A 25,391-nucleotide genomic window follows, 5' to 3' on the forward strand; every position below is an offset into this window, starting at 1 on the left:
TTTCACCGTTCAGCCGGTCAGCCGCGCACGCGGTGCGCCATGGTCCAGCGCAGCAGCGCGCCGAACAGCAGGGCCGTGACCGTCAGCGCGGCGGCGCCCATGATCCAGAACGCCAGCGGCGACTGCATGGCCGGCCAGGGCCCGAGCCCGCGGTAGGCCAGCAGGTAGCTGCCGCCCAGGCCCACGGCCCACAGCAGCGTGCAGTAGATCGCCAGCGGCGCGAGCGTGACGCGGTAGCAGCGCAGCACGAACACGCACAGGGTCTGCAGCGCGTCGGCGAAGTGGTAGAGCGCGACCACCAGCAGCAGCGCGCCCGCGAGCGCGATCACGGCCGGCTTGTCCGAATACACGGCCGCGAGCTGGAAGCGCAGCCCTCCCATGGCGAGCGCGAACAGCAGCGCGCACAGCACCGTCAGCTCGAAGCCGGTGCGGCAGGCGCGCCGCGCCAGCGCCGGATCGCCGGCGCCGAGCCAGAAGCTCACGCGCGCGCTGGTCGCGATCGCGAGCGACAGCGGCACCATGTAGGCCACGGCCAGCAGGTTGGCGGCGATCTGGTGCGCCGCGGCCGCGGTGGTGCCCAGGCGCGCGATGAACAGCGCCATCAGCGTGAACGAAGTGACCTCCACCAGCACCGCGAGGCCGGCCGGCACGCCCAGGCGCGCGAACTGGCCGATCTGCGCCCAGTCGGGCTTCTCGATCGGCTGCCAGAGCCGGTAGCCGCGGTAGAACGGGCTGGCGCGCAGCAGCCACACGGCGCAGCCGAGCATCGTCCAGTTGACGGCCAGCGTGGCCCAGCCGCAGCCGACCAGGCCCATCGCCGGCAGCCCCGCGCCGCCGAAGGTGAACCAGACCGACAGCGGCAGCTTGATCGCCAGCGAGGCGAGCTGCAGCCAGGTCACGAGCTGTGGTTTGCCCAGGCCCTGGCTCAGGGTGCTGAACAGGCGGAACAGCAGCGCGGGCGCGAGCCCGAAGGCCAGCACCGCGAGGTAGGCCTCGACTTCGCCGCGCATCGCGGGCGGCACTTGCGTCCATTGCAGCGCCGGCCCCGGCAGCAGCAGCAGCGCCATGCCCACCACGATCGCCAGCCCCGCGAGGTAGAGCGACTGCCGCACCGAGCGGCCCACCTCGGCGCCGCGGCCGCCGCCGTGCAGTTCAGCCCATACCGGCAGCAGGGCCTGCAGCACGCCCATCAGCGAGACGTAGACGCTGACGAAGATGGCGGCGCCGACCGAGAGGGCGGCCAGCGCGTCCTCGGAATAGCGGCCGGCCACGATGGTGTCGGTCACGCCGAAGGCCATCACGGCGAGCTGGCCGACCAGCACCGTGCCCGCGTGGCGGGCGATCAGACCGCGTTCGCCCCTCACCGCGGCGCGATCTTCTCGTACAGCAGCAGGTCGTCGGAGGGACTGCTGGGGCGGCGCAGGGTCCCCGCGAAGCGCCATTGGTCGAGCGAGATGATGGTGTGCAGCCGCTCGATGGTCTCGGGGCCCACCAGCAGCCACGGGCAGTCGGTGCCCAGCAGCAGCGGCTGCAGGTCGAAGCGGCCGTGGTACTGCAGCGCCGCGATGTGGGCACGGCTCAACGCGAGCTCTGCCACGCACTTGGGATGGCCCACGCGCTCGGTCACGGCGCGCACCTGCGGCGCATAGCTGCGCGCGTAGTCGATCGGCGGCAGCCACAGCGTCATCAGCAGCATCCAGCACAGCGCGGTGCCGCCGGCCGGCAGCACCAGCGTCTTCCAGAGCGCCGCGCGGTGGCGCCCGGTGCGCCAGCGCACCAGCCAGCACCAGGCGATGGTGGCGGCGAGCGCGAGCACGAAGGCGATGGGCGAGAACTCGGGCACGAAACCCGGCACCAGCCGCGCCACGCTGGCCGCGGGCTTGGGCGGGTAGCCGGTCTGCATCGCGATCCAGTAGATCCAGCCCAGCAGCGCGAGGCCGCTGAAGAAGAGCAGGGTGAACCAGTCGACCAGCGCCGCCACGCTGCGCCGGAAGGTCGGCAGCGCGAAGGCCGCGAGCGTGGCCATCGCGGGCAGCGCCAGCATCAGCGAGCGGTCGGAGTAGTCGGTGGTCCAGGTGGCGGCCAGCGGCACCAGCGCGAACCAGAACGGCAGCGCCACGTGGCGCGCCGCGAGTTGCCGGCGCCAGCGCCACAGCGTCCACAGCGCGAGCGGCCAGGCCGGCCAGGTGAACCACAGCAGCAGCCGGGCCTGGCTGCGGATGTCGCCCATGATCGAGGTGCCTGGATGAGCGCCGGGCAGGTCGATCTTCCATTGCAGCAGGCCGAGGCCGATCGCGAGCGCGGCGGCCAGCAGCGTCACGCCGGCCATGGTGAGCAGCGCGCCGCGCGTGTAGCCCGGGCCTTCGTCCTCGCCCATGCCCGACCAGCCGGTGCTCGCGGGCTCGGCGGCGCGGCGCATGCGGCGGCGCTCGTAGGCGATGAACAGCACGCTGCCCGTGGCCAGCGCCAGGCCGACGGTCGGGCCGCCGCTGAGCGTCATGCCCAGCGTGCCGACCACCAGCGCGATGACCGGCCCGGCGCGCCGGTAGGGCAGGGCCGCCACGCCGTAGAACAGGTGCGAGGCGAAGTAGAGCTGCGCCAGCGCGGGCGTGGTTTCATGGCCGAGCTGGGCCAGGCCCAGGCAGGCGATCAGCGCGAGCAGGGCGCCGTCGGCCATGGCGCGCGCGTAGTCGGTCGGCCGCGCCTCGCCGCCGAAGGCGAAGGCCACGGGCTGGGCACGCGCGGTGCGGGCCAGGTAGTAGACCGCGTACCAGGTCGCGGTGAAGGTGCCCCACAGCAGCAGCGCGAACACGATGCGCACCGCGAAGTCGGGATGCAGCCAGGCGGGCGCGATCTTGATCGCCAGCGCGCCGATCCAGTACGGCACCAGCGCGGGCGTTTCGGGCGCGATGCCCAGCAGGCGAGGATCGAACCAGCGCGCCAGGCCCTCGGTGCTGCGCGCCAGCTCAGCCATGTAGCCGAAGGCCGTGATGTCGGCGCTCTTCCAGGGTCCCCGGCCGACCAGCCCCGGCAGCAGGTAGGCGGCGCACAGCAGCAGCAGCGCGATGCGCGGCAGCCGGCGCACGGCATTCTGGGCAACGATCGCGGGCGTGGGCTGGTTCAAAGGGCGATGGGCGACGGCGGGTGGGGGAAACAAAAAGGGCAGCGCGGTAAACCGGGCTGCCCTCGACGCCAGGCCTGAGCCTGCGTGCGTGCCTTACTTGGAGGCAGCGGCGCCGGTCGTCTTGCCGAAGCGGTTGCGGAACTTCTCGACGCGTCCGCCCATGTTGTCGACCGACTTCTGGGTGCCGGTGTAGAACGGGTGCGATTCGCTGGTGGTGTCCAGCTTGAACAGGGGCAGCTCGCGGCCGTCGTCCGCCTTGGCGGTTTCCTTCGTGTTCACGCAGGAACGGGTCACGAACTTGAAGCCGTTCGACATGTCGACGAACAGGACATCGCGGTAATTCGGGTGGATGCCTTCTTTTGCCATGGTGTTTCCTTGGGGGTCGATGCGAGAGCCACTGGCGGGCAGGACGCCGGCCGCACTTTTCGCGAAGCCGCCGATTATCGCATACTGGGCCGATGACGGCCAGTTCGGCCCGTCCCCCTGCGAAACCAGCCCTTCCATGACCTCCTCAACCCTGCGCGCCGGCCTTGTCGGCTACGGCTTTGCCGGCCAGACCTTCCATGCCCCCGTGCTGTCGGCCGTGCCCGGCCTCGAACTGGCGGCCGTGGCCAGTTCCCAGCCGCACAAGGTGCATGCCGACTGGCCCGGCGTGGCCGTGGTGCCCGACACGGCGGCGCTGGTCGCGCGGCAGGACATCGACCTCGTCGTGGTCGCCACGCCGAACGCCCAGCACCATCCGGTCGCGAAGGCGGCGCTGCTGGCCGGCAAGCACGTGGTGGTCGACAAGCCCTTCACGCTCGACGCCGCCGAGGCGCGCGAACTCCAGGCGTTGTCCGAGCGCAACAAACTGGTGCTCACGGTCTACCAGAACCGTCGTTTCGACGCCGATTTCCTGACCCTGAAGGAACTGCTGGCCAGCGGCGAGCTGGGCCGCCCGGTCTATGTCGAATCGCATTTCGACCGCTACCGGCCCGAGGTGCGCGAGCGCTGGCGCGAGCAGAAGGTGCCGGGCGCGGGCATCTGGGTCGACCTGGGCGCGCACCTGGTCGACCAGGCGGTACAGCTGTTCGGCATGCCCGACACCCTGCAGCTCGACACCGCCGTGCTGCGCGATGGCGCCCAGGTCGAGGACTACTTCCATGCGGTGCTGCGCTACGAGTCGGGGCCGCATGCGCCGCTGCGTGTGGTGCTGCACTCGACCACGCTCGCGGCCCATGCCGCGCCGCGCTATCTCGTGCACGGCACGCGCGGCAGCTACGTCAAGCACGGCGTCGATCCGCAGGAGGACGCGCTGCGCGCCGGCCAGCGGCCGCCGAGGACGGGGTGGGGCGTCGATCCGCTCGATGGCGAGCTCGTGCTGCCTGCTGCCGACGGCACGGTGGCGAAGCGCGCCTGGCCCACGCGCGCGGGCGACTACGTCGCGTACTACGCGGCCGTGCGCGACGCGATCCTCGGCCAGCGGCCGAATCCGGTGCCGCCCGAGCAGGCGGTGGCGCTGATGGAACTGCTCGATCTCGGCCGGCGCAGCGCCGAGGAAGGCCGCGCGCTGCCCGTCGCGCGCCCATGAAAAAAGCGCGCTGCATCGCAAGATGCAGCGCGCTTTTTGGGAGGCGAGCTTCGGTCGAAGACCGGCTCAACCCCCGCGACGCATCATGTCGAAGAACTCGACATTGGTCTTCGTCGCCTTCATGTTCTTGAGCATCAGCTCCATCGACTCGATCTCGTCCATGTTGTACATGAGCTGACGCAGGATGCGGGTCTTCTGCAGGATCTCGGGCGCGAGCAGCAGCTCTTCGCGGCGCGTGCCGCTGCGGTTGAGCTGGATCGAGGGGAACACGCGCTTCTCGTAGAGGCGGCGGTCGAGGTGGATTTCGGAGTTGCCGGTGCCCTTGAACTCTTCGAAGATCACTTCGTCCATGCGGCTGCCGGTGTCGATCAGCGCGGTGCCGATGATGGTCAGCGAGCCGCCTTCCTCGACATTGCGAGCGGCACCCAGGAAGCGCTTGGGACGCTGCAGTGCGTTGGCATCGACACCGCCGGTCAGCACCTTGCCCGACGAAGGCACGACGTTGTTGTAGGCACGCGCGAGACGCGTGATCGAGTCGAGCAGGATCACCACGTCCTTCTTGAGCTCGACCAGGCGCTTGGCGCGCTCGATCACCATCTCGGCCACGTGCACGTGGCGCGCGGCGGGCTCGTCGAAGGTGGAGGCGATGACCTCGCCCTTCACCGTGCGCTGCATCTCGGTCACTTCTTCGGGGCGCTCGTCGACGAGCAGCACCATCATGTGGACCTCGGGGTAGTTGGCGCTGATCGCGTGCGCGATGTGCTGCATCATCACCGTCTTGCCGCTCTTGGGCGGTGCCACGAGCAGGGCGCGCTGGCCCTTGCCGATGGGCGCGATGATGTCGATCACGCGGCCGGTGATGTTCTCTTCGCCCTTGATGCCGTCGCGCTCGAGGCGCATCTGTTCCTTGGGGAACAGCGGCGTCAGGTTCTCGAACATCACCTTGTGCTTGTTCTGCTCGGGCGGTCCGCCGTTGACGGCGTCGAGCTTGGTCAGCGCGAAGTAGCGTTCGCCGTCCTTCGGAATGCGCACCTCGCCCTCGATCATGTCGCCGGTGTGCAGGTTGAAGCGGCGCACCTGGCTCGGGCTGATGTAGATGTCGTCGGTGCTGGCGGTGAAGCTGGTGTCCGGGCTGCGCAGGAAGCCGAAGCCGTCGGGCAGGATTTCGAGCACACCGTCGGCGAAGACCTGTTCGCCGGCCTTCGCGCGCTTCTTGATGATCGCGAACATCAGCTCCTGCTTGCGCATGCGGCCGACGTTTTCGATCTCAAGCGCTTCGGCCTGCTTGAGGACTTCAGACACGTGGAGTGCCTTGAGTTCGTTTAAGTGCATGGAACGACCCCTTGCGGGGGCAATCGAGGGGAAACGGAGAACAGGGGGGTGGTTCGATGTGAGGCGAGAACTGCCTCACTGACCGGGGAACTCGAACCGGCTACCTGAAAGGGCCGGCGATCTGCTGGTGATTATGACAGGAAAAACGCGCCGGCCAACGCGTTGCGCGCTGGCCGGTTTGAAAGCACTCAGGCGAGTTGCTGGTCGATGAAGGCGGTGAGCTGGGCCTTGCTCATGGCGCCGACCTTGGTGGCGGCGAGCTGGCCGTCCTTGAACAGCATCAGCGTGGGGATGCCGCGGATGCCGAACTTGGCGGGGATGTCGCGGTTCTCGTCGACGTTGAGCTTGGCGATCTGCAGCTTGCCTTCGTAGGCGCTCGACACTTCGTCGAGGATCGGGGCGATCATCTTGCAGGGGCCGCACCATTCGGCCCAGTAGTCGACCAGCACGGGCTGGCTGGACTTGAGCACGTCGGCTTCGAAGGAGGAATCGGAGATGTGTTTGATCAGCTCGCTGGCCATGATGGAGTCCTTGTGCGCGGGGAGTTTCGGTGCAGCTACAGTGCGGGTCATTGTGACAGAAACCAAGGGGTGACGTGGCATGCACGAAGGCTATGGCGCCGATAGCCAGAGCCCTCGTCGCGACCCGGCCCCGCTACGAAATCCCCCGCGACAGAACATGAACGAAGGCCATCCCGTCCAGGCCCTGTGGTGCGACCCTGCCGATGGTGTGGTCGCGCGCATCGTGCGCGTGCTCGCCGAACGCCAGGCGCATGCGGCGCGCACGATGGTGCTGGTGCCCTATGCGCAGCTCATGGGCGTGGCGCAGGCCATGTGGGCGCGCTGCGGCTCGCCGGGCTTCGTGCCGCGCTTCGAGACCACGCGCAACTGGGCGCGCAGCGCGGGTGGCTTCGTTCCTTCGGGCTACGACATCGCCTTCGACATGGCGCGCGACCTCGTGACCGCGCAGGGCCTGCTCTCGCAGACCGGCTTCGGCGCCGAACGCTTCGCGCTCGCGGGCCGCGTGGTCGAGCTGGCCTACCAGCTCGCGCCGCTCGCGGCCGCGGTCGCGCCCGAGGAACGCGGCAGCGCCTGGGCCGAGCGCGCCGCCAGCGTGGCCGATGCGGGCAGCGAATCGGAGTGGTTCCGCATCGAGAGCGCGCTGATCCGCATCGCGGTCGCCTGGGCCGCGAACGCGAGCTATGCCACCGACGTGCTGCTGCGCGAGCCCGCGCGCGCGCAGATCGACGTGCTGATCGTGCTCGAGGGCTTCCAGACCGATCCCTTGACGCAGACCCTGTGCGGCCTGTGGGGCGAACGCGCCGTGCGCCTGTCGCTGGTGCCCGCCATCGCGCCGCGCGGGCAGTCCGCGGCCCATGTCGCGATCGATCCCGAGGACGAGGCCGAACTCGCCGCGGCCTGCGCGCTGCGCCACCTGGCCGAGGGCCGCAGCCCGGTCGCGCTGGTCGCCACCGACCGCGCGCTCACGCGCCGCATCGGTGCGCGGCTCAAGGGGCAGGGCGTCACGGCGCAGGACGAGACCGGCTGGAAGCTCTCGACCACGCGCGCGGCCGCCATGCTGATGAGCGCGCTGCGCGCCTGCGCGCACGACGCCGGCAGCGACCAGGTGCTCGACTGGCTCAAGAGCGGCAACGACGGCGATGCGCTCGCGGTGCAGGGACTCGAGTCGAGATTGCGGCGCGAAGGCGTGCGCGACTGGTCGGCCTGGTGCGCGCAGGCCGCGCGCAGCGAGAAGCCGCAGGACGTCGCGCTGATGCCCTTCACGAACGAGATCGAGGCCCGCCGCGCACCGATGGCGCGTGCGCGCCCGCTCGCCGAATGGCTGGTCGCCTTGCGCGCGCTGCTCGAGGCGGCCGGCCAGTGGGAGCCGCTCGAGGCCGACCTCGCGGGCGGCAAGGTGATCTCGGCACTGTGGCTCGACGCTGGCGCGCATGGCGACGACGAGGCTTTCCCGGGCGGGCGCCACACGCTCTCCGAATTCACGGCCTGGGTGCGCGACGTGCTCGAGGACGCGAGCTTCGTGCCGCCCGTCAACGGCGAGATACCGCAGGTGATCGTGCTGCCCTTGCACCAGCTGCTGGGCCGGGCCTTCGGCGCGATCGTGATCCCGGGCTGCGACGACCGCCGCCTGCCCGCATCGCCCGAGCCGCCCGGCAACTGGAGCGCCGCGCAGCGGCTCGAGCTCGGCCTGCCTTCGCGCGAGGCGCTCGAGGCGGCGCAGCGCGCGGCCTGGAACGCGGCCCTGTGCAATCCCTGGTGCGAACTGCTGTGGCGCGGTGCCGATGCCAGCGGCGAGCCCGTGCGGCCCAGCCCGCTGGTGCAGGGCCTCGAGCTCGACCATGCGCTCGCCTTCACCGACGATCCGCGCACGCGGCGCGAGGTGCCCGTGCGTCCCACCCTCTATCCGATGCCCTCGGGCGCGCTGCTGCCGCTGCGCAACGTGTCGACCAGCGTCTACGAAGACCTGCGCCGCTGCCCCTACCGCTTCTTCGCGCTGCGCCAGCTCGGCCTGCGCAGCGCCGACGAGCTCGATGCCGAGGTCGACAAGCGCGACTTCGGCAACTGGCTGCATGCGGTGCTCGGCCACTTCCACGAGATGCTGCAGCAGACGCCCACGCGCGACGCCGGCGAGCGCCTGCGCTACATCGAGGACGCGGCCGTGCGCGCCACGCGCGAATACGGCCTGTCGGACGCCGAGTTCCTGCCCTTCGCCGCGGCCTGGCCCGCGGTGCGCGACGGCTACCTCGACTGGCTCGCGGGCCACGAGGCCGCGGGCGCCGTCTTCGTCGAGTCCGAACCCTGGAAGGAGCAGCCGCTGGGCGCGCTGCAACTGGTGGGCCGGCTCGACCGCATCGACCGCATGCCCGACGGCCAGCCCTTCGTGATCGACTACAAGACCGAGTCCTCGGCCGTGACCAAGGAGCGCGTGAAGGAACCGACCGAGGACACGCAGCTCGCGTTCTATGCCGCGCTGGTGGCCGACGACACGCTGCGCGCGGCCTACGTCAACGTGGGCGAGAAGTCCTCGGGCACGCAGACGGTGGAGCAGCCGGTGGTGGTGCAGGCGCGCGATGCGCTGGTGGCCGGCATCCTCGACGACTTCCGGCGCATCGCCGAAGGCACGCCGCTGCCGCCGCTGGGCGAGGGCACGGTGTGCGAGCACTGCACCGCGCGCGGCCTGTGCCGCAAGGATTTCTGGAGCGACGATGCCGGCGCCGCCGTGCTGCAGGGGAGCACGCCATGAACGATGCCGCCTACGAACACAACGGCCAGCGCGTGCCGCGCGAGGCCTTCTACACCGTCGCCTGCGATCCGCGGCGCTCGGTGGCGGTCGAGGCCTGCGCGGGCGCGGGCAAGACCTGGATGCTGGTGTCGCGCATCGTGCGCGCGCTGCTCGACGACGGCGCCAACGCCTGCCAGCCGCACGAGATCCTCGCCATCACCTTCACCAAGAAGGCCGCGGGCGAGATGCGCGAGCGGCTCGACCAGTGGCTCGAGGCCTTCGCCGAGCGCGAGCCCGAAGAGCTGGTCAAGGAACTCGTGATGCGCGGCATGCCGCCGGCCGAGGCGCTGGCCGCCGCGCCGCGCCTGAAAGGCCTGTACCGGCACCTGCTCGAGGGCGGCCGGCCGGTGCAGTTCCGCACCTTCCACGCCTGGTTCGCGGGCCTGCTGCGCAATGCGCCGCTGGCGGTGCTGCGCGAGCTCGGCCTGCCGTCGAACTACGAGCTGCTCGAGGACGATGCCGAGGCGCGCTCGCGCACCTGGCGCCCCTTCTTCGAGGCCGTGACCGCCGATCCCGACGCGCTGGCCGACTACTACGCGGTGGTCGCCACCTACGGGCGCTCGCAGACCGCCAAGGCGCTCGGCGAGGCGCTCACGCGGCGCGTGGAGTTCTCGCTCGCCGAACCGGCCGAGGCGGTGCGGCATTTCGCCGACCTGCACCCGGCGCTGGCCGGCTTCGACACGCCGACCGACGCGCTGCGCGGCGAGGCCGTGCGCCGGCGCTGGCTCGACCGTGCCGCCGCGCTCGGCCGCGAGACCAACAAGACGCCGCAGAAGGCGGCCGAGGCCGTCATCGACATCTTCGGCACCGGCGAGCCGGCCGAGTCCGCGTTGCCCTCGGCGCTCGCGCTGCTGCGCAAGAGCTTCTTCGTCGCGACCGAGGACCGGCTCAACAAGAACCTGCAGAAGTACCCGGCCGCGCAGGAGGCCGAGGCCGAACTGCAGCTGCTGTGTGCCGCGCAGGCCCAGCATGCGGCCTGGCTCTACCAGCAGCGCATGACGCGGCTCACGCGCCTTTTGATCGATGCCTTCGCGGGCGTCAAGCGCGCCCATGGCTGGGTCGACATGAACGACGTCGAGCAGGCGGCGCAACTGCTGCTGGGCCAGTCGGCGCTCTCGGGCTGGGTGCAGGAGCGGCTCGATGCGCGCATCGCGCACCTCCTGATCGACGAGTTCCAGGACACCAATCCGCTGCAGTGGCAGGCGCTCTATGGCTGGCTCAGCGCCTACGTGGGCGCGGGCAGCAGCGCGCCGCGCGTGTTCGTCGTGGGCGATCCGAAGCAGAGCATCTACCGCTTTCGCCGCGCCGAGCCGCAGGTGTTCATCGCCGCGAAGAAGTTCGTGCGCGAGGGCCTGGGCGGCGAGCTGCTCAACTGCGACCACACGCACCGCAATGCGCGCGCCGTCGTGGGCCTGGTCAACCAGGCCATGCTGGCCGCGCAGGAGGCCGGCGAGTTCGACGGCTTCCGTGCCCACACCACCGAGCGCAGCGATGAGGGCGCGCTGCTGAAGCTGCCGGCCATCGAGCGCGATGCCGCCGAGGCCGCGGCCGATGCGGCGCCGGCCGACGACGGCATGCTGCGCTGGCGCGACAGCCTGGTCACGCCGCGCGTGCTGCCCGAGGAGCAGTTGCTGCAGAAGGAGTGCGAGCAGGCCGCGCGCTGGATCGCGCAACTGATCGCCGACGGTACGCCGCCGCGCCAGATCATGGTGCTGTCGCGCCGCCGCAGCCGCCTCGCCGCGATGCAGGAGGCGCTGCGCCAGCGCCACATCCCGGTGCAGCAGCCCGAGAAGAACGAGCTGCACGACGCGCCCGAGGTGCAGGACATGGTGGCGCTGATCGATGCGCTGGTCTCGCCCGCGCACGATCTCTCGCTGGCGCGCGCGCTCAAGTCGCCGCTGTTCGGCATCGGCGACGACGACCTGGTGCAACTGGCGCTGCGCCAGCGCGCGCTGCCGGGCTGGAGCTGGTTCCGGTTGCTGCAGACCGGCGAGGACCTGCCGGCCGCGCTGGCCGAGGCCGCGCCGCGTCTCAAGCGCTGGCAGCGCTGGTTGGCCACGCTGCCGCCGCACGACGCACTCGACGCGGTCTTCCACGACGGCGACGTGCTCGCGAAGCTCGGCGCGGCCGTGCCCGCCGCGCTGCGCCAGGGCGCGCTGGCCAACCTGCGCGGCCTCCTGGCCGCGTCGCTCGACATCGACGGCGCGCGCTTCGTCACGCCCTATGCGCTGGTGCGCGCGCTGCGCGCCGGCGGCGTGCGCGCCCCGTCGGTGGCCGCGCCCGAGGCGGTGCAGTTGCTGACGGTGCACGGCGCCAAGGGCCTCGAGGCCGACACCGTGCTGATGCTCGACTGCGACGCGCCGCCGCCGCGCGCCCAGACCATGGGCGTGCTGGTCGAGTGGAAGGGCGGCGACCGCGTGCCGACGCGCTTCGTCTTCCTCGCGAGCGAGAAGACGCCGCCGGCCTGCGCGGCATCGCTGCTGCTCGACGAGCAGCGCGCGCGCCACCGCGAGGAACTCAACGGCCTCTATGTCGCGACCACGCGCGCCCGCGCGCGGCTGGTGCTGTCGTCGGTGCGCCCCGCGCGCGCCAACGAGGGCAGCTGGTGGGCGCGGCTGGCCGAGGCCTGCGAGACCGTAGCTGCCGACGAGCCGCTGGTGGCGCCGGTCGCAGCGCAGGCGCAGGCCGTCTTCGCGATCCACGAGCTGCCGGTGTTCGCTTCCGCGACGCCGCCGGTGCCCGTCGCGCGCAAGGAAAAGGCGGCCACGCTCGACGCACGCGCCGCGGCCTTCGGCCAGGCGATGCATCGCCTGCTCGAATGGTCGGTGCCCGGCGAGCCCTTGCCCGCGGCCCATGTGCGCGCGGCGGCGCAGGAGTTCCTGCTCGACGCGCAGCAGGCGCGCGGCGCCGCGGCGCTGGCCGCGCGCATCCGCGCCGGCGCGGGCGCCTGGGCCTGGGACCTCGAGGCCATCGACTGGCACGGCAACGAGGTCACGCTGGTGCACGAAGGCGACACGCTGCGCATCGACCGGCTGGTGCGCGAGCGCGCCAGCGGCACCTGGTGGATCCTCGACTACAAATCGGCCGCAAGGCCCGAGCGCGATGCCGCGCTCATCGCACAGATGCAGCGCTACCGCGCGGCCGTGCAGCAGGCCCATCCCGGTGCCACGGTACGCGCCGCGTTCCTGACCGGGCAGGGCGAACTGGTGAACCTCGAATGACTTCTTCTCCCACCGTCGCCGTGATCGGCGGCGGCCCCGCCGGCCTGATGGCGGCGGAAATCCTCTCCGCGGCCGGTGCGAAGGTGCACCTCTACGACGCCATGCCCTCGGTGGGGCGCAAGTTCCTGCTCGCGGGGCGCGGCGGGCTCAACCTCACGCACTCCGAGCCCTTCGAGGCCTTCGTGGGCCGCTTCGGCGAACGCCGCGCCGAGCTCGAGCCGATGCTCGCGGCCTTCGGTCCCGCGCAACTGCGCGAATGGGCCGCGGGCCTGGGCATCGAGACCTTCGTCGGCAGCTCGGGCCGCGTGTTCCCCACCGACATGAAAGCCGCGCCGCTGCTGCGCGCCTGGCTGCACCGGCTGCGCGAGGCCGGCGTGCAGTTCCGCATGCGGCACCGCTGGACCGGCGATGCCGCGGTCTCGCCCGGCGTGCTGCGCTTCGACACGCCCGCGGGCGAGGTCGAGGCCCCGGCCGATGCGGTGGTGCTCGCGCTCGGCGGCGCGAGCTGGGCGCGGCTCGGTTCCGATGGTGCCTGGGCGCCGCGGCTGCAGGCGCAGGGCGTGGCGGTGGCGGAGCTGCAGCCGGCCAACTGCGGCTTCGACGGCGGTGGCTGGAGCGCGCATTTCTCGGAGCGCTTCGCGGGCCAGCCCTTCAAGTCGGTGGCCGTGTCGTTCACCGACAGCCGAGGCCGTCATTTCGCGCGCAAGGGAGAGTTCGTCGCCACGGCGGGCGGCATCGAGGGCAGCCTCGTCTACGCCGTTTCGGCCCTGCTGCGCGACGAGATCGCCGCCAACGGCAGCGCCACGCTGCTGCTCGACCTGCTGCCCGACCGCAGCGCCGAGCAGGTGCTGGCCGCGGTCAGGCATCCGCGCGGCGCGCGTTCGCTCGGCAGCCACCTCAAGAGCCGGCTCGGCCTCGAGGGCATCAAGGCCGGCGTGCTCTACGAGGTGCTGAGCCGCGAGGCGATGCACGATCCGCTGCAGCTCGCGCAGGCGATCAAGGCCGTGCCGCTGCGGCTGCTGGCCGCGCGCCCGGTCGACGAGGCGATCAGCACCGCGGGCGGCGTGCGCTTCGATGCGCTCGATGCGCAGCTGATGGCCAGCGCGCTGCCCGGCGTGTTCGTGGCGGGGGAGATGCTCGACTGGGAGGCGCCGACCGGCGGCTACCTGCTCACGGCCTCGATGGCCAGCGGCGTCGCGGCCGCGCGTGGCGTGCTCGCGCGGCTGGGACTGTCGTGAGGCTTTGGATTTTTTGGCGCGGCTCCCGTTCCGGGGTGGAACGAGAGCGCTGAAGAAGTTGACGAGCCTTACCCCTGGCACTGACTACGCAGTTAGGGCTGCTTGGTTCCCCACCTGACCCGGTTGGCCACTTCACCATGCAGGGAGGCCCGTCAGGGTCGATTCTAACCTCGCTCGCGTTGCCCCCTTCGCCGGGGCGGTGAATCGATCGATGAGAAACATCGAAGAGGCGGATGCCGAAGGCCCCCTTCGCGGCTTTTAGAATGGGCGCAATGTCCTATATCGTGCTCGCCCGCAAGTTCCGTCCGAAAACCTTCGCTGAGATGGTCGGTCAGGGGCACGTGGTGCAGGCGCTCGAGAACGCGCTCACCACCCAGCGCCTGCATCACGCCTATCTGTTCACCGGCACGCGCGGCGTGGGCAAGACCACCGTCTCGCGCATCCTGGCCAAGTCGCTCAACTGCCAGGGCCCGGACGGGCAGGGCGGCATCACCGCCACGCCCTGCGGCGTGTGCCAGGCCTGCCGCGACATCGACGCCGGCCGCTTCGTCGACTACACCGAGCTCGACGCGGCCTCGAACCGCGGCGTCGATGAAGTGCAGTCGCTGCTCGAGCAGGCGGTCTACAAGCCGGTGCAGGGCCGCTTCAAGGTCTTCATGATCGACGAAGTGCACATGCTGACCAACACCGCGTTCAACGCGATGCTGAAGACGCTCGAGGAGCCGCCCGAGTACCTCAAGTTCGTGCTGGCCACCACCGATCCGCAGAAGGTGCCGGTCACGGTGCTGTCGCGCTGCCTGCAGTTCAACCTGCGCCCGATGGCGCCCGAGACGGTGCTCGAGCACCTGACCTCGGTGCTGCAGACCGAGCAGGTGCCGGCCGAGCCGCAGGCGCTGCGCCTGCTCGCGCGCGCGGCGCGCGGCTCGATGCGCGACGCGCTCTCGTTGACCGACCAGGCGATCGCCTTCGGCAACGGCGAGCTGGTCGAGGCCGGCGTGCGCCAGATGCTCGGCAGCGTCGACCGCGGCCATGTGTTCCGCCTGATCGAGGCGCTCGCGCAGGGCGACGGCAAGACCGTGGTCGAGACCTCCGAGGCGCTGCGCATCGACGGCATGTCGGCCGCTTCCACGCTCGAGGAAATGACGGCGGTGCTGCAGGCCATGGCGGTGCTGCAGGCCGTGCCTTCGCGCGCCGAGGCTGCCACGTCCAGCACCGACCCCGACGCGGCCGACACCGCGCGGCTCGCGCTGCTGATGCCGGCCGACGAGACCCAGCTGCTCTACAGCCTGTGCCTGCACGGCCGCGGCGAGCTCGGCCTCGCGCCCGACGAATACGCCGCGCTCACGATGGTGCTGCTGCGGCTGCTGGCGTTCAAGCCTGCGCAGAACGCGGCCGGCTCGGCCTCCGCGGAAAAAAAAACTCTGAATGACGCCCCGGCGGCGGCGCCGGCACCCGTTGCCGCCCCCGCGCAGCCGCCGCGGCCGATCCCGGTGCGCAGTATGTCGGCCGAAGTGCCGCGTCCGGCGCCCGTTGCCGCACCTGCGCAACCGTCGACCGCCGCCCCCGCGGGCCACCGCCTGCCGGTCGTCGACCAGCCCGTGCGCCGCCCCGAGGCGCGTCCGCCCGAGGACGTGCCCGAACCCGATCCCGCCCAGGTGGTCGCCGTGCCGATGCGCGTGCAGCCGCCACCCGGCGCGCGCGACACGCCGCGCGACGGTGCCCAGGCCCCCGCCGCGCCGATCCCGCCGAGCGAGGAGGGCGACTTCTGGTTCGCCACCGTCACGCAGCTGATCGCGGCCGAGAGCATCGCCGCGCTCACGCGCGAACTCGCTCTGCAGTCGCAGCTGGTGGCGCGCGACACCGACCAGTGGCTGCTGCGCATCGAGCGCGAGTCGCTCAACCAGCCCTCGAGCCGCGAGAAGCTGATCGCCGCGCTGGCCGCGATCGGCCACGAGGTCAAGCTCGCGATCGAGGTCGGCGGCGTGGTCGACAGCCCGGCACGCCGCAACAAGGCCGCCGCCGACGAGCGCCAGCGCATCGCCGAGGAGGCGATCCGCAGCGATCCCGAGATCCAGGCCCTGATGCGCGACTTCGACGCGAGGATCGTCCCGGGCTCGCTCAAACCGGCCTGAGCGCGGCGGGCCACGCGCAGCGGCGACAATCGGCCGTGGCCCTTGCGGCGGCGAGGCTTCGCCGCCAGCTGCGCTTCCATCTCTTATCCTTTCCCATCCACCCAACCGATCCACAGGACCAACGATGTTCAACAAAGGACAACTGGCCGGCCTCATGAAGCAGGCGCAGGCAATGCAGGACAACCTCAAGAAGGCCCAGGAAGAACTGGCCCACATCGAGGTCGAGGGCGAATCGGGCGCCGGCCTCGTGAAGGTCGTGATGACCTGCAAGCACGACGTCAAGCGCATCACCATCGACCCGAGCCTGCTGGCCGACGACAAGGACATGCTCGAGGACCTCGTGGCCGCTGCCTTCAACGCCGCCGTGCGCAAGGCCGAGGAGACCAGCGAGCAGAAGATGGGCAAGCTGACCGCCGGCATGCCGGGCCTGCCCCCGGGCATGAAGCTGCCGTTCTGATGCCGCCGCGCCACCAAGGCTGACGTGTCCGACGCCGGTTCCCTCGACGCGCTCGTCGATGCGCTGCGCCGCCTGCCGGGCGTGGGCATCAAGTCGGCCTCGCGCATGGCCTTCCACCTGCTGCAGCACGACCGCGAGGGCGCGCAGCTGCTCGCGCGCGCCCTGCAGCAGGCGGCGGGTCAGGTGCGCCATTGCGAGCGCTGCAACACCTTCACCGAGATGCCGGTGTGCAATGTCTGCCTCGACGTGCGGCGCGACCCGACCAAGCTCTGCGTGGTCGAGACGCCGGCCGACCAGGCCGCGCTCGAGCGCACCAACGCCTTTCGCGGCTACTACTTCGTGCTGATGGGCAAGCTCAGCCCGCTCGACGGCATCGGTCCCAAGGACCTGGGCCTGCAGAAGCTGTTCGAGCGCGCGCTCGATGGCACGGTGGCCGAGGTGATCCTCGCGACCAACTTCACGGCCGAGGGCGAAGCCACGGCGCATGTCATCGGCGATGCGCTGCGCCAGCGCGGCCTCACCGTCACGCGGCTCGCGCGCGGCGTGCCCGCGGGCAGCGAGCTCGAGTACGTGGACCTCGGCACCATCGCGCACGCGCTGGTCGACCGGCGCTGATCCCGCGGCGGCCACCGCCGCCGCGCATCCAAGAGATTCCGGAGACACCATGACCCTGTCGCTGCTCACCGTCGCCTACTGGTGCGTCTTCATCGCCTGCGGCCTGCCGTACCTCGCGGCCTGGATCGCCAAGGCCGGCGCCTTCCGGCCCAGCGACAACGCGCAGCCGCGCGACTGGGCCGCCAGGCAGGCGGGCTGGCGCGCGCGCGCCAACGCCGCGCAGGCCAACAGCTTCGAGGGGCTGCCCTTCTTCATCGGCGCGGTGATCATCGCGCACCAGCTCGGCGCCGCGCAGCTGTGGATCGACCGCCTCGCGATCGCCTACGTGCTGCTGCGCGTGGCCTATCTCGCGCTCTACATTCAGGGCATTCCGGCGCTGCGCAGCGCGGTCTGGGCGGCCGCCTTCGTGGTCAATATCGCGATCCTGTTCCTCGCGAAATAGCGCGGCTGAGAGCGGCCTTTTTCACTCTGTGAGAGGCCTTCATGCTTACGTGAAAACCCGCACGGGATGACCCCGATGCAGCGACCCTGCGCGCGCCCCTAAGCTCGATTCAGTTTCGACGAATTCCAGAGCCACCAGACGCCGCCGCAGGCCACGTTCCATGCTTCACCGCCGCACCCTCATCTCCGCCTCGGCCATCGCCGCCGCCACCATCGCGTTGCCGCGGGTGTTCGCGCAGCCGAAGCTGGAGAAAACCAAGATCTCGATCGCGGTCGGCGGCAAGGCGGCGTTCTACTACCTGCCGCTCACCATCTCCGAGCAGCTCGGCTACTTCAAGGCCGAGGGGCTCGACGTCGAGATCTCCGACTTCGCGGGCGGCGCGCGCGCGCTGCAGGCGGTGGTCGGCGGCTCGGCCGACGTGTGCTCGGGTGCCTACGAGCACACCATCAACCTGCAGGCCAAGAACCAGTTCTTCCAGGCCTTCGTGCTGCAGGGCCGCGCGCCTCAGATCGCGATGGGCGTATCGACCAAGAACATGTCGAGCTATGCCGGCATCGCCGACCTCAAGGGCAAGAAGATCGGCGTCTCGGCGCCGGGCTCGTCGACCAACATGGTGGCCAACCTCGTGCTCTCGCGCGGCGGCCTCAAGGCCAGCGACGTGAGCTACATCGGCGTGGGCGTCGCCGCCGGCGCGCTCACCGCGCTGCGCTCGGGCCAGATCGACGCCATCAGCAACACCGACCCCGTGATGACCATGCTCGAGCAGAAGGGCGACGTGAAGATCATCAGCGACACCCGCACGCTCAAGGGCACGCAGCAGGTGTTCGGCGGGCCGATGCCGGCCGCCTGCCTCTATGCGCCGGTCGATTTCGTGCAGAAGAACCCCAACACCTGCCAGGCGCTGGCCAACGCGATCGTGCACGGCCTCAAGTGGCTGCAGACCGCGGGCCCGGGCGACATCATCAAGACCGTGCCCGAGACCTACCTGCTCGGCGACCGCGCGCTCTACCTCGCCTCGTTCGACAAGGTGCGCGAATCGATCGCGCCCGACGGCATCGTGCCGTCCGAGGGGCCCAAGACCGCGCTGGCCGCGATCGCGAGCTTCGATACTTCCGTCAAGGCCGACAAGATCGACCTCGCGAAAACCTACACCAACGATTTCGCACGGCGAGCGAAGGACAGGTTCAAGGCCTGACCTCGATGTCCCGCGACCCGGCTTCGGCCGGGTTTTTTCTGGGGGACGCTCTTCGCTCGACATTCAGTTCCGCCATGTCCGACCACGCACTCGAACTCCTCTCGATCAGCTGCATCTTCCATTCGAAGGACGACCCCGGCCAGCGCTACACCGCGGTGGCCGACACCACCTTGCGCGTGCGCGCCGGCGAGTTCGTGTCGGTGGTCGGTCCCACGGGCTGCGGCAAGTCGACCCTGCTCAACATCGGCGCGGGGCTGCTGCAGCCCTCGTCCGGCACGGTCAAGGTGTTCGGCCAGCCGCTTTCGGGCATCAACGCGCGCGCGGGCTACATGTTCCAGACCGAGGCGCTGATGCCCTGGCGCAGCGCCATCGACAACGTGATGGTCGGGCTGCAGTACCGCGGCGTGCCTGATGCCGAAGCGCGCCGCGAGGCCGAGGCCTGGCTCGCGCGCGTGGGCCTCGCGGGCTTCGGCGACCGCTATCCGCACCAGCTCTCGGGCGGCATGCGCAAGCGCGTGGCACTGGCGCAGACGCTGGTGCTCGATCCCGACATCATCCTGATGGACGAGCCCTTCAGCGCGCTCGACATCCAGACCCGGCAATTGATGGAGAACGAGGTGCTCGACCTGTGGAGCGCGAAGAAGAAGGCCGTGCTGTTCATCACCCATGACCTCGACGAAGCGATCGCGATGAGCGACCGCGTGGTGGTGCTCTCGGCCGGACCGGCGACTCATCCGATCGGCGAGTTCGAGATCGACCTGCCGCGCCCGCGCGACGTGGCCGAGGTGCGCACCCAGCCGCGCTTCGTCGAGCTGCACACCCAGATCTGGGAGGTGCTGCGCGACGAGGTGCTCAAGGGCTACGCGCAGCAACTGAAGAAGGCCGCATGATGTCGCGCCTGGCCCTCAACGAACGCAACGCGCGCTTCTGGCAGCTGGTGCTGCTGGTCGTGATCCTCGTGGGCTGGCACCTGGCCTCGCGCAACCAGCAGGTGGCCTTCTTCCTCGGCGAGCCGATCCAGGTGGCCGGGCGCATCTGGAGCTGGTTCCTGCCCTTCGAGGTGCCGGCCAACCCGCTGTTCCCCGACGGGCTCAAGGGCAATGCCGACATCTACCTGCACCTGGGCACCACGCTGCTCGAGACCGTGTTGGCCTTCGGCATCGGCACCGTGCTGGGCCTGGGCTGCGGCCTGTGGCTCGCGCTCGCGCCCACCGCGAGCCTGATCCTCGATCCCTACATCAAGGCCGCCAATTCGATGCCGCGCGTGATCCTCGCGCCGATCTTCGCGCTGTGGTTCGGCCTCGGCATCTGGAGCAAGGTGGCGCTGGCCGTCACGCTGGTGTTCTTCATCGTGTTCTTCAACGTCTACCAGGGCGTGCGCGAGGTGAGCCCGGTGGTGCTCGCCAATGCACGCATGCTGGGCGCCAACCAGCGCCAGCTGCTGCGCACCGTCTACCTGCCGAGCGCCACCAGCTGGGTGTTCTCGAGCCTGCACACCTCGGTGGGCCTGGCCTTCGTGGGCGCGGTGGTGGGCGAGTACCTGGGCTCGGCGCGCGGCGTCGGCTACCTGATCCTGCAGGCCGAGGGCACCTTCGACGTCAACACCGTGTTCGCGGGCATCGTGGTGCTGACGGCCTTCGCGCTCGCGCTCGATGCGCTGGTGGGCCTGATCGAGAAGCGGCTCATGAAGTGGCAGCCGCGCAGCGGCGAGACCGAGAAGCTCTGAACCGCGCGGCGGCCCGAGAACGAGCTCGGGTGCGCTCAGGCGTTCTTGCCGTGCGCCTCGGTGTTCACCTGCACCAGCGCGCGGCCCGCGAAGATGCCGCCGGCCATCTCGAGCACCACGCGCTCCGCGTCGCGCCGCCGCAGCTCGTCGATCACCTCGTCGGCCTCGGTGTCGGAGGCGCCGAGCGCCAGCACGCCCTGGCGGCCGAAGGCCATCGCCGATTCGAAGGTCTCGCGGATCTGGAAGTCGACGTTGAGCTTGCCGATCTCGAGCATGTGCTCGCGGTCGTAGGCGCGCACCAGCAGCTGCGCATGCGGGAACTCGGCCTTGAGCAGCTCGACGATGCGCGTGGTGGCGGCCTTGTCGTTGACGCAGACCATGATCACGCGCGCGCCGTGGGCGCCCGCGGCATGCAGCACGTCGGCGCGCGAGCCGTCGCCGTAGTAGACCTTGAAGCCGAACAGGGCGGCATCGCGGATCACCTGGGTGTCGGTGTCGATGATCGCGATCGAGGCACCGCGCGCCAGCGCGCCCTGCACCGCGATCTGTCCGAAGCGGCCGAAGCCGATCACCAGCACGTTGCCGACCAGGTCCTCGGCCTTGTCGATGCCGTCCATGGACTCGGCCGCGGCCGGCGCGAAGCGGCGGTGCGCGAGCACCACCAGCGGCGTGAGCGCCATCGAGAGCACCACCACCGCCGTCATGTTGGCGTTGACCACCGGGCTGATCACGCCCGCGGCGAGTGCGGAGGAGAACAGCACGAAGGCGAATTCGCCGCCCTGGGCCATCAGCACCGCGCGGTCGAGCGCGTCGGCGCGCGAGCTCTTCGCGAGCCGCGCCACCGCGTAGATGCACAGCGACTTCACCACCATCATCGACAGCACGCCGGCCAGGATCAGCTGCCAGTTGCGCGCCACCACCGCGAGGTCGAGCGACATGCCCACGCCGATGAAGAACAGCCCGAGCAGCAGGCCGCGGAAGGGCTCGATGTCGGCCTCGAGCTGGTGGCGGAAGGTGGATTCGGACAGCAGCACGCCCGCGATGAACGCGCCCATGGCCATCGAAAGGCCACCGAGTTGCATCAAGAGCGCCGCGCCCAGCACCACCAGCAGCGCGGCCGCGGTCATGACCTCGCGCGCCTTCGAGTTGGCGAGCACGCGGAACAGCGGGTTGAGCAGCCAGATGCCGGCCGCCACCAGCGCCGCGAGCGCGGCCAGCGCGATGCCCACGCCGATCCAGCGCGAGCCGGCCTCGACGGCGTGCTGCGTGGCGTCGGGCGGCGCGATGAAGGCCACGATGGCCAAGAGCGGCACGATCAGCAGGTCCTCGAACAGCAGCACGGCGACGATCTTCTGGCCGCGCGGCGCCGCGATGTCGCCGCGTTCGCCGAGCAGCTGCATCACGATGGCGGTGGAGGTCAGCACGAAGCCCATCGCGCAGACGAAGGACACGGCGAGCGGGAAGCCGAAGGCCATGCCCACGCCGGTCAGCAGGAAGCCGCAGACCACCACCTGCAGGCTGCCGAGGCCGAAGATGTCGCGCCGCATGCTCCACAGGTGCGAGGGCCGCATCTCGAGGCCGATCACGAACAGGAACATCACGACGCCGAGTTCGGCCGTGTGCAGGATGGTCTGGGGATCGGTGAACAGGCCGAAGCCGAACGGGCCGATGGCCAGCCCCGCGGCCAGGTAGCCGAGCACCGAGCCGAGCCCGATGCGCTTGAACAGCGGCACCGCGACCACCGCGGCCCCCAACAGCGTCACGACCTTGACGAGATCGCCCGCGCTTCCTTCCACTGCCATGGCATGGCCCTCCTGATTTATTCGTTCGTGGCCGGCGCCGCGAAAGGCGATGCACCGGCCCTGCCGCCGCCCGGGCGCTACTTCAGCGCTTCTTCTTCGAGGGCGTGCCGCCGCGCTTCTCGCGCACCACCTGCTTGCTCGAGGCGCTGGCCGGCACCTTGCTCACGTTGCTGCCGCGCTTGACCTGCGCGACCGGCCGTCCGCGCGGACCGGCACCGCTGCCGACGCGCGCGGCCGGGGCGGCGCGCACCGGCAGGTAGACCACCACGCTGATGCCGCGCTTGAAGGCATGGTTGGGCTTGACGTCGTTCCACTCGGCGACGCTCGCGGGCTTGAGGTTGTAGCGGCGCGCGATGCTCGCCACGTTGTCGCTGCGGCCGGCCTTGACGGTGGTACGGCGCGTGACGATCTCGGGCTGGAAGCTCAGGTGGCCGCTGTCGGCCACCACCGCCGCCACGTCCTCCTTGACGCGCGCGCCGCGCGGCACGATCAGCGTGGAGCCGGCCCTGATCAGCATGCGCGGCGGCACGTTGTTGAGCGCGCGCAGGTCCGACTCGCTCATGCCGGCGCGCTGGGCGGCGTCGGCCACCGTCATGGTGTTGGGCACGACCCAGGCGGTCCAGCTCGCGTACTGGCCCTGCGTGTAGGCGTCGAAGTTGCGCTGGAACACGGCGGCGTTGTCCCAGGGCAGCAGGATCTCGGAGGTGCCCGCGGCGATCAGCACCGGCTTGTGGGCCGCCGGGTTGAGCGCGCGGAAGTCCTCGATGCGCACGTCGGCGAGCTTGGCGGCCAGTTCCACGTCGAGGTCGCGCGTGAGCGGCACGGTCTGGAAGTAGGGGTGGTTGGCGATCACCGGCAGCTCGGCGTTGAAGGCCTGCGGGTTGGCCACGATGTTCTTCACCGCCTGCAGCTTGGGCACGTACATGCGGGTCTCGGCCGGCATCGTGAGGTCGCTGTAGGTGGTGGGCAGGCCCAGGCGCTGGTTCTTGGCGATGGCGCGGCTCACGCTGCCTTCGCCCCAGTTGTAGGCGGCCAGCGCGAGCTGCCAGTCGCCGAACATGTTGTAGAGCTTCTGCAGGTAGTCGAGCGCGGCGCGCGTGGAGGCCACCACGTCGCGGCGGTCGTCGCGGAAGATGTTCTGCTTGAGGTCGAAGTCGGTGCCGGTGGCCGGCATGAACTGCCACATGCCGGCGGCGCGCGCGCTCGACACGGCCTGCGGGTTGAAGGCGCTCTCGATGTAGGGCAGCAGCGCCAGCTCGGTGGGCATGTTGCGCCGCTCGAGCTCCTCGACGATGTGGAAGATGTACTTGTTCGAGCGCTCGGTCATGCGCTGGATGTAGTCGGGCCGGCTCGCATACCACTGCTCGCGGTCGCGCACGAGGTCGTTGTCGAGGTCGGGCATCTTGAAGCCGCGGCGGATGCGGTCCCACATGTCGGCCGGCGGGGCCAGCGTGACCACGCTCTGCGAGCGCGCCTCGCTGCTGGCGATGGGGGCGAGCTGGCCGCTGGGATAGATGGGCGCGGCGCGGCTGGCGGCGAGGGAGCCGGTGCCGCCGGCGGTGGGGGGAGAGGAGGGGGAGGAGGAAGACGAGGAGGAGGGGTTGCCGGTGCCCGCGCAGCCGGCGAGCAACAGGATGCCTGCGAGGCAGGCGGCAGCGGTGAGTTTCATCGGAAGTCGTTTTTCCATTGGCGCAGCGCGGCGAACACGTCGGCTTCGCCCGCGTCGGGGGACAGCTCGGCGTGCGCGCGCACCGCTCGAAGGACAGTGGCTTCGCGGCTGCGAAGAAAGGGGTTGATCCGGCGTTCGAGGGCCAGCTGCGACGGCAGCGTGGGCTCGCCCTGGGCGCGCAGGCTTTCGCAATGCGCCCGGTACTGAGTCAGGTCGGTGTTGCCGGGTTCCACCGCCTGGGCGAAGCGCAGGTTAGAAAGTGTGTACTCGTGGGCGCAGCAGACACGGGTGTCGCCGGGCAGCGCGGCGAGCGCGTCGAGCGAGGCCAGCATCTGCGCGGGCGTGCCCTCGAACAGGCGCCCGCATCCGCCCGAGAACAGGGTGTCGCCGCAGAACAGCAGCGGCGCGCGGCCCTCGGCCGCGGGCAGGAAGTAGGCGATGTGGCCGGCCGTGTGGCCCGGCACGTCGATCACCTCGAAGCGCAGGCCCAGCGCGTCGGCATGGTCGCCCTGCACCAGCGGTGCGTAGGGCTCGGGGATGCGCTCGTGCCCGGGACCCCACACCGCGGCGCCGGTGGCGGCGCGCAGCTCTGCCACGCCGCCCGTGTGATCGGCGTGATGGTGCGTGACTAGAATCGCGGCCAGTTGCAGCTTGCCGCTTGCCAGTGCGTCGAGCACCGGCCGGGCATCGCCCGGGTCCACCACGATCGCGTTGGACCCGTCCTGCAGCATCCAGATGTAGTTGTCGGCGAAGGCGGGCAGCGGAACGAGGGTCATGAGCGGTCAAATTATAGGTTTGCAGGAGTGGTTCGCGACCCCCCCCGGACGCTACCTTCTCGCCTGGGAACAAGCCCAGTTCGACCAGGCCGTGGCCGACGTTTTCGGCTACCACGCGCTGCAGCTCGGGGCGGCCCAGGTCGAGGGCCTGCGCGCCAACCGCATGCCGCACCGCTGGCTGGCGCTCGACGACCCGGCGCACCTGGCGCAGGCGCCGCAGGCCGTGCTGCTGGCCGATTTCGCGGCCCTGCCGTTCGCGGCCAACAGCCTGGACCTGGTGGTGCTGCCGCATGCGCTCGAGCTCAGCCCCGACCCGCACGCCACCCTGCGCGAGGTCGAGCGGGTGCTGGTGCCCGAGGGCCGGGTGGTGATCTGCGGGCTCAACCCGACCAGCCTCTGGGGCATGCGGCAGCGCCGCGCGCACCTGTACCGGCGCCTGGGTTTCGGCGAACTCTTCCTGCCCGAGGGCGGCGAGTTCATCGGCTACTGGCGCATGCGCGACTGGCTGCGCCTGTTGAGCTTCGAGGTCGAGTCGGGGCGCTTCGGCGTCTACCGGCCGGCCGCACGCAGCGAGGCCTGGCTCGAGCGCAGCCGCTGGATGGACGTGGCCGGCGAGCGCTGGTGGCCGATCTTCGGCGCGGCCTACTTCCTGGTGGCGGTCAAGCGCGTGCGCGGCATGCGCCTCTTGAGCCCCGAGTGGCGCCGCGCCAGCGCCCGCGCCACGGCGCCGGTGCCGATCGCGGGCAAGGTGCACCGGCAGGGACGCCGCGCCGACCGCGAATGACGTGA

The 25,391-nt window shown here is 70.7% G+C and carries 20 protein-coding genes and 1 other RNA gene; 12 read left to right on the forward strand and 9 right to left on the reverse strand.

Annotated elements, in window-relative coordinates; genetic code table 11:
• Positions 1-17: 17 nt before the first annotated feature.
• From AC1HIL_RS17740 to AC1HIL_RS17750, 3 genes are all read right to left on the reverse strand, one after another.
• Positions 18-1,364: an MATE family efflux transporter gene (locus AC1HIL_RS17740; protein WP_479672347.1), complete on the reverse strand. Its 1,347-nt coding sequence runs from the start codon at positions 1,362-1,364 to the stop codon at positions 18-20.
• Positions 1,361-3,124 carry a hypothetical protein gene (locus tag AC1HIL_RS17745; RefSeq protein WP_057594222.1) on the reverse strand — a complete coding sequence of 588 codons (1,764 nt, stop codon included), beginning with the start codon at positions 3,122-3,124 and terminating at the stop codon, positions 1,361-1,363. Before AC1HIL_RS17745 ends, AC1HIL_RS17740 begins: the two co-directional genes overlap by 4 nt.
• A 93-nt stretch (positions 3,125-3,217) precedes the next feature.
• Complete coding sequence (locus tag AC1HIL_RS17750) at positions 3,218-3,490, reverse strand: type B 50S ribosomal protein L31 (RefSeq protein WP_057594221.1); 273 nt, start codon at positions 3,488-3,490, stop codon at positions 3,218-3,220.
• Between the two features lie 136 nt (positions 3,491-3,626).
• On the opposite strand from AC1HIL_RS17750, the gene AC1HIL_RS17755 reads away from it, so the two are divergent.
• Complete coding sequence (locus tag AC1HIL_RS17755) at positions 3,627-4,694, forward strand: oxidoreductase (RefSeq protein ID WP_479672348.1); 1,068 nt, start codon at positions 3,627-3,629, stop codon at positions 4,692-4,694.
• A 66-nt stretch (positions 4,695-4,760) separates the two neighbouring features.
• Here the strand turns inward: AC1HIL_RS17755 and rho are convergent, their stop codons facing one another.
• Together rho and trxA are read right to left on the reverse strand one after the other, a co-directional pair.
• Positions 4,761-6,026 carry a transcription termination factor Rho gene (rho, locus tag AC1HIL_RS17760; protein WP_057594219.1) on the reverse strand — a complete coding sequence of 422 codons (1,266 nt, stop codon included), beginning with the start codon at positions 6,024-6,026 and terminating at the stop codon, positions 4,761-4,763.
• A 188-nt stretch (positions 6,027-6,214) separates the two neighbouring features.
• Positions 6,215-6,547: a thioredoxin TrxA gene (trxA, locus tag AC1HIL_RS17765; protein ID WP_057594218.1), complete on the reverse strand. Its 333-nt coding sequence runs from the start codon at positions 6,545-6,547 to the stop codon at positions 6,215-6,217.
• Between the two features lie 157 nt (positions 6,548-6,704).
• Here trxA and AC1HIL_RS17770 point away from each other — a divergent pair, with 157 nt between their 5' ends.
• From AC1HIL_RS17770 to AC1HIL_RS17780, 3 genes are read left to right on the forward strand one after another with little or no spacing between them, the layout of a single operon-like run.
• The gene (locus tag AC1HIL_RS17770; protein ID WP_479672349.1) at positions 6,705-9,290 is read left to right on the forward strand and encodes a PD-(D/E)XK nuclease family protein; all 2,586 of its coding nucleotides are present in this window, start codon (positions 6,705-6,707) and stop codon (positions 9,288-9,290) included.
• The gene (locus tag AC1HIL_RS17775) at positions 9,287-12,550 is read left to right on the forward strand and encodes a UvrD-helicase domain-containing protein (RefSeq protein WP_479672350.1); all 3,264 of its coding nucleotides are present in this window, start codon (positions 9,287-9,289) and stop codon (positions 12,548-12,550) included. Before AC1HIL_RS17770 ends, AC1HIL_RS17775 begins: the two co-directional genes overlap by 4 nt.
• Positions 12,547-13,788, forward strand: coding sequence for a TIGR03862 family flavoprotein (locus AC1HIL_RS17780; RefSeq protein WP_479672351.1), 1,242 nt, complete (start codon positions 12,547-12,549; stop codon positions 13,786-13,788). The genes AC1HIL_RS17775 and AC1HIL_RS17780 overlap by 4 nt, the downstream gene beginning before the upstream one ends.
• A gap of 57 nt (positions 13,789-13,845) precedes the next feature.
• On the opposite strand, the gene ffs is transcribed toward AC1HIL_RS17780, so the two are convergent.
• An RNA gene (gene ffs / locus AC1HIL_RS17785) (signal recognition particle sRNA small type) lies at positions 13,846-13,942 on the reverse strand.
• A gap of 118 nt (positions 13,943-14,060) precedes the next feature.
• Here ffs and dnaX point away from each other — a divergent pair.
• From dnaX to AC1HIL_RS17820, 7 genes are all read left to right on the forward strand, one after another.
• On the forward strand, positions 14,061-15,920 hold the full coding sequence (dnaX, locus tag AC1HIL_RS17790) for a DNA polymerase III subunit gamma/tau (protein WP_261213890.1): 1,860 nt from the start codon (positions 14,061-14,063) through the stop codon (positions 15,918-15,920).
• 124 nt (positions 15,921-16,044) lie between these two features.
• On the forward strand, positions 16,045-16,377 hold the full coding sequence (locus tag AC1HIL_RS17795; protein WP_007836669.1) for a YbaB/EbfC family nucleoid-associated protein: 333 nt from the start codon (positions 16,045-16,047) through the stop codon (positions 16,375-16,377).
• A gap of 24 nt (positions 16,378-16,401) precedes the next feature.
• Positions 16,402-16,992, forward strand: a complete 591-nt coding sequence (gene recR, locus AC1HIL_RS17800) for a recombination mediator RecR (RefSeq protein ID WP_479672352.1) — start codon at positions 16,402-16,404, stop codon at positions 16,990-16,992.
• A gap of 49 nt (positions 16,993-17,041) precedes the next feature.
• A complete protein-coding gene (locus AC1HIL_RS17805) occupies positions 17,042-17,434 on the forward strand; it encodes an MAPEG family protein (RefSeq protein ID WP_057594212.1) in 393 nt (130 codons plus the stop codon).
• 160 nt (positions 17,435-17,594) lie between these two features.
• Positions 17,595-18,629: an ABC transporter substrate-binding protein gene (locus AC1HIL_RS17810; protein ID WP_057594211.1), complete on the forward strand. Its 1,035-nt coding sequence runs from the start codon at positions 17,595-17,597 to the stop codon at positions 18,627-18,629.
• A gap of 74 nt (positions 18,630-18,703) precedes the next feature.
• Complete coding sequence (locus AC1HIL_RS17815; RefSeq protein ID WP_057594210.1) at positions 18,704-19,519, forward strand: ABC transporter ATP-binding protein; 816 nt, start codon at positions 18,704-18,706, stop codon at positions 19,517-19,519.
• Complete coding sequence (locus AC1HIL_RS17820; protein WP_057594209.1) at positions 19,516-20,355, forward strand: ABC transporter permease; 840 nt, start codon at positions 19,516-19,518, stop codon at positions 20,353-20,355. The genes AC1HIL_RS17815 and AC1HIL_RS17820 overlap by 4 nt, the downstream gene beginning before the upstream one ends.
• 35 nt (positions 20,356-20,390) lie before the next feature.
• Here AC1HIL_RS17820 and AC1HIL_RS17825 read toward each other — a convergent pair whose 3' ends face one another.
• From AC1HIL_RS17825 to gloB, 3 genes are all read right to left on the reverse strand, one after another.
• On the reverse strand, positions 20,391-22,157 hold the full coding sequence (locus AC1HIL_RS17825; RefSeq protein WP_057594208.1) for a monovalent cation:proton antiporter-2 (CPA2) family protein: 1,767 nt from the start codon (positions 22,155-22,157) through the stop codon (positions 20,391-20,393).
• Between the two features lie 82 nt (positions 22,158-22,239).
• Positions 22,240-23,826 carry a transglycosylase SLT domain-containing protein gene (locus tag AC1HIL_RS17830; protein WP_479672353.1) on the reverse strand — a complete coding sequence of 529 codons (1,587 nt, stop codon included), beginning with the start codon at positions 23,824-23,826 and terminating at the stop codon, positions 22,240-22,242.
• Entirely contained in the window at positions 23,823-24,602 is a 780-nt protein-coding gene (gene gloB / locus AC1HIL_RS17835) for a hydroxyacylglutathione hydrolase (RefSeq protein ID WP_422097231.1), read from the reverse strand. Before gloB ends, AC1HIL_RS17830 begins: the two co-directional genes overlap by 4 nt.
• On the opposite strand from gloB, the gene AC1HIL_RS17840 reads away from it, so the two are divergent.
• On the forward strand, positions 24,601-25,386 hold the full coding sequence (locus AC1HIL_RS17840; protein WP_261213878.1) for a class I SAM-dependent methyltransferase: 786 nt from the start codon (positions 24,601-24,603) through the stop codon (positions 25,384-25,386). The two genes, gloB and AC1HIL_RS17840, sit on opposite strands and share 2 nt — an antisense overlap.
• Positions 25,387-25,391: the final 5 nt, after the last annotated feature.

The organism is Variovorax sp. ISS6, assembly GCF_056523145.1.

Excerpts from the sequence above, each read along its gene's own strand:
- AC1HIL_RS17775 (WP_479672350.1), top strand. The coding sequence starts at position 9,287 with ATGAACGATGCCGCCTACGAACACAACGGCCAGCGCGTGCCGCGCGAG.
- AC1HIL_RS17830 (WP_479672353.1), bottom strand. The coding sequence starts at position 23,826 with ATGAAACTCACCGCTGCCGCCTGCCTCGCAGGCATCCTGTTGCTCGCC.
- AC1HIL_RS17750 (WP_057594221.1), bottom strand. The coding sequence starts at position 3,490 with ATGGCAAAAGAAGGCATCCACCCGAATTACCGCGATGTCCTGTTCGTC.
- AC1HIL_RS17795 (WP_007836669.1), top strand. The coding sequence starts at position 16,045 with ATGTTCAACAAAGGACAACTGGCCGGCCTCATGAAGCAGGCGCAGGCA.
- AC1HIL_RS17815 (WP_057594210.1), top strand. The coding sequence starts at position 18,704 with ATGTCCGACCACGCACTCGAACTCCTCTCGATCAGCTGCATCTTCCAT.
- AC1HIL_RS17770 (WP_479672349.1), top strand. The coding sequence starts at position 6,705 with ATGAACGAAGGCCATCCCGTCCAGGCCCTGTGGTGCGACCCTGCCGAT.
- AC1HIL_RS17820 (WP_057594209.1), top strand. The coding sequence starts at position 19,516 with ATGATGTCGCGCCTGGCCCTCAACGAACGCAACGCGCGCTTCTGGCAG.
- AC1HIL_RS17840 (WP_261213878.1), top strand. The coding sequence starts at position 24,601 with ATGAGCGGTCAAATTATAGGTTTGCAGGAGTGGTTCGCGACCCCCCCC.
- AC1HIL_RS17825 (WP_057594208.1), bottom strand. The coding sequence starts at position 22,157 with ATGGCAGTGGAAGGAAGCGCGGGCGATCTCGTCAAGGTCGTGACGCTG.
- AC1HIL_RS17810 (WP_057594211.1), top strand. The coding sequence starts at position 17,595 with ATGCTTCACCGCCGCACCCTCATCTCCGCCTCGGCCATCGCCGCCGCC.
- dnaX (WP_261213890.1), top strand. The coding sequence starts at position 14,061 with ATGTCCTATATCGTGCTCGCCCGCAAGTTCCGTCCGAAAACCTTCGCT.
- AC1HIL_RS17805 (WP_057594212.1), top strand. The coding sequence starts at position 17,042 with ATGACCCTGTCGCTGCTCACCGTCGCCTACTGGTGCGTCTTCATCGCC.
- gloB (WP_422097231.1), bottom strand. The coding sequence starts at position 24,602 with ATGACCCTCGTTCCGCTGCCCGCCTTCGCCGACAACTACATCTGGATG.
- AC1HIL_RS17780 (WP_479672351.1), top strand. The coding sequence starts at position 12,547 with ATGACTTCTTCTCCCACCGTCGCCGTGATCGGCGGCGGCCCCGCCGGC.
- rho (WP_057594219.1), bottom strand. The coding sequence starts at position 6,026 with ATGCACTTAAACGAACTCAAGGCACTCCACGTGTCTGAAGTCCTCAAG.
- trxA (WP_057594218.1), bottom strand. The coding sequence starts at position 6,547 with ATGGCCAGCGAGCTGATCAAACACATCTCCGATTCCTCCTTCGAAGCC.
- AC1HIL_RS17755 (WP_479672348.1), top strand. The coding sequence starts at position 3,627 with ATGACCTCCTCAACCCTGCGCGCCGGCCTTGTCGGCTACGGCTTTGCC.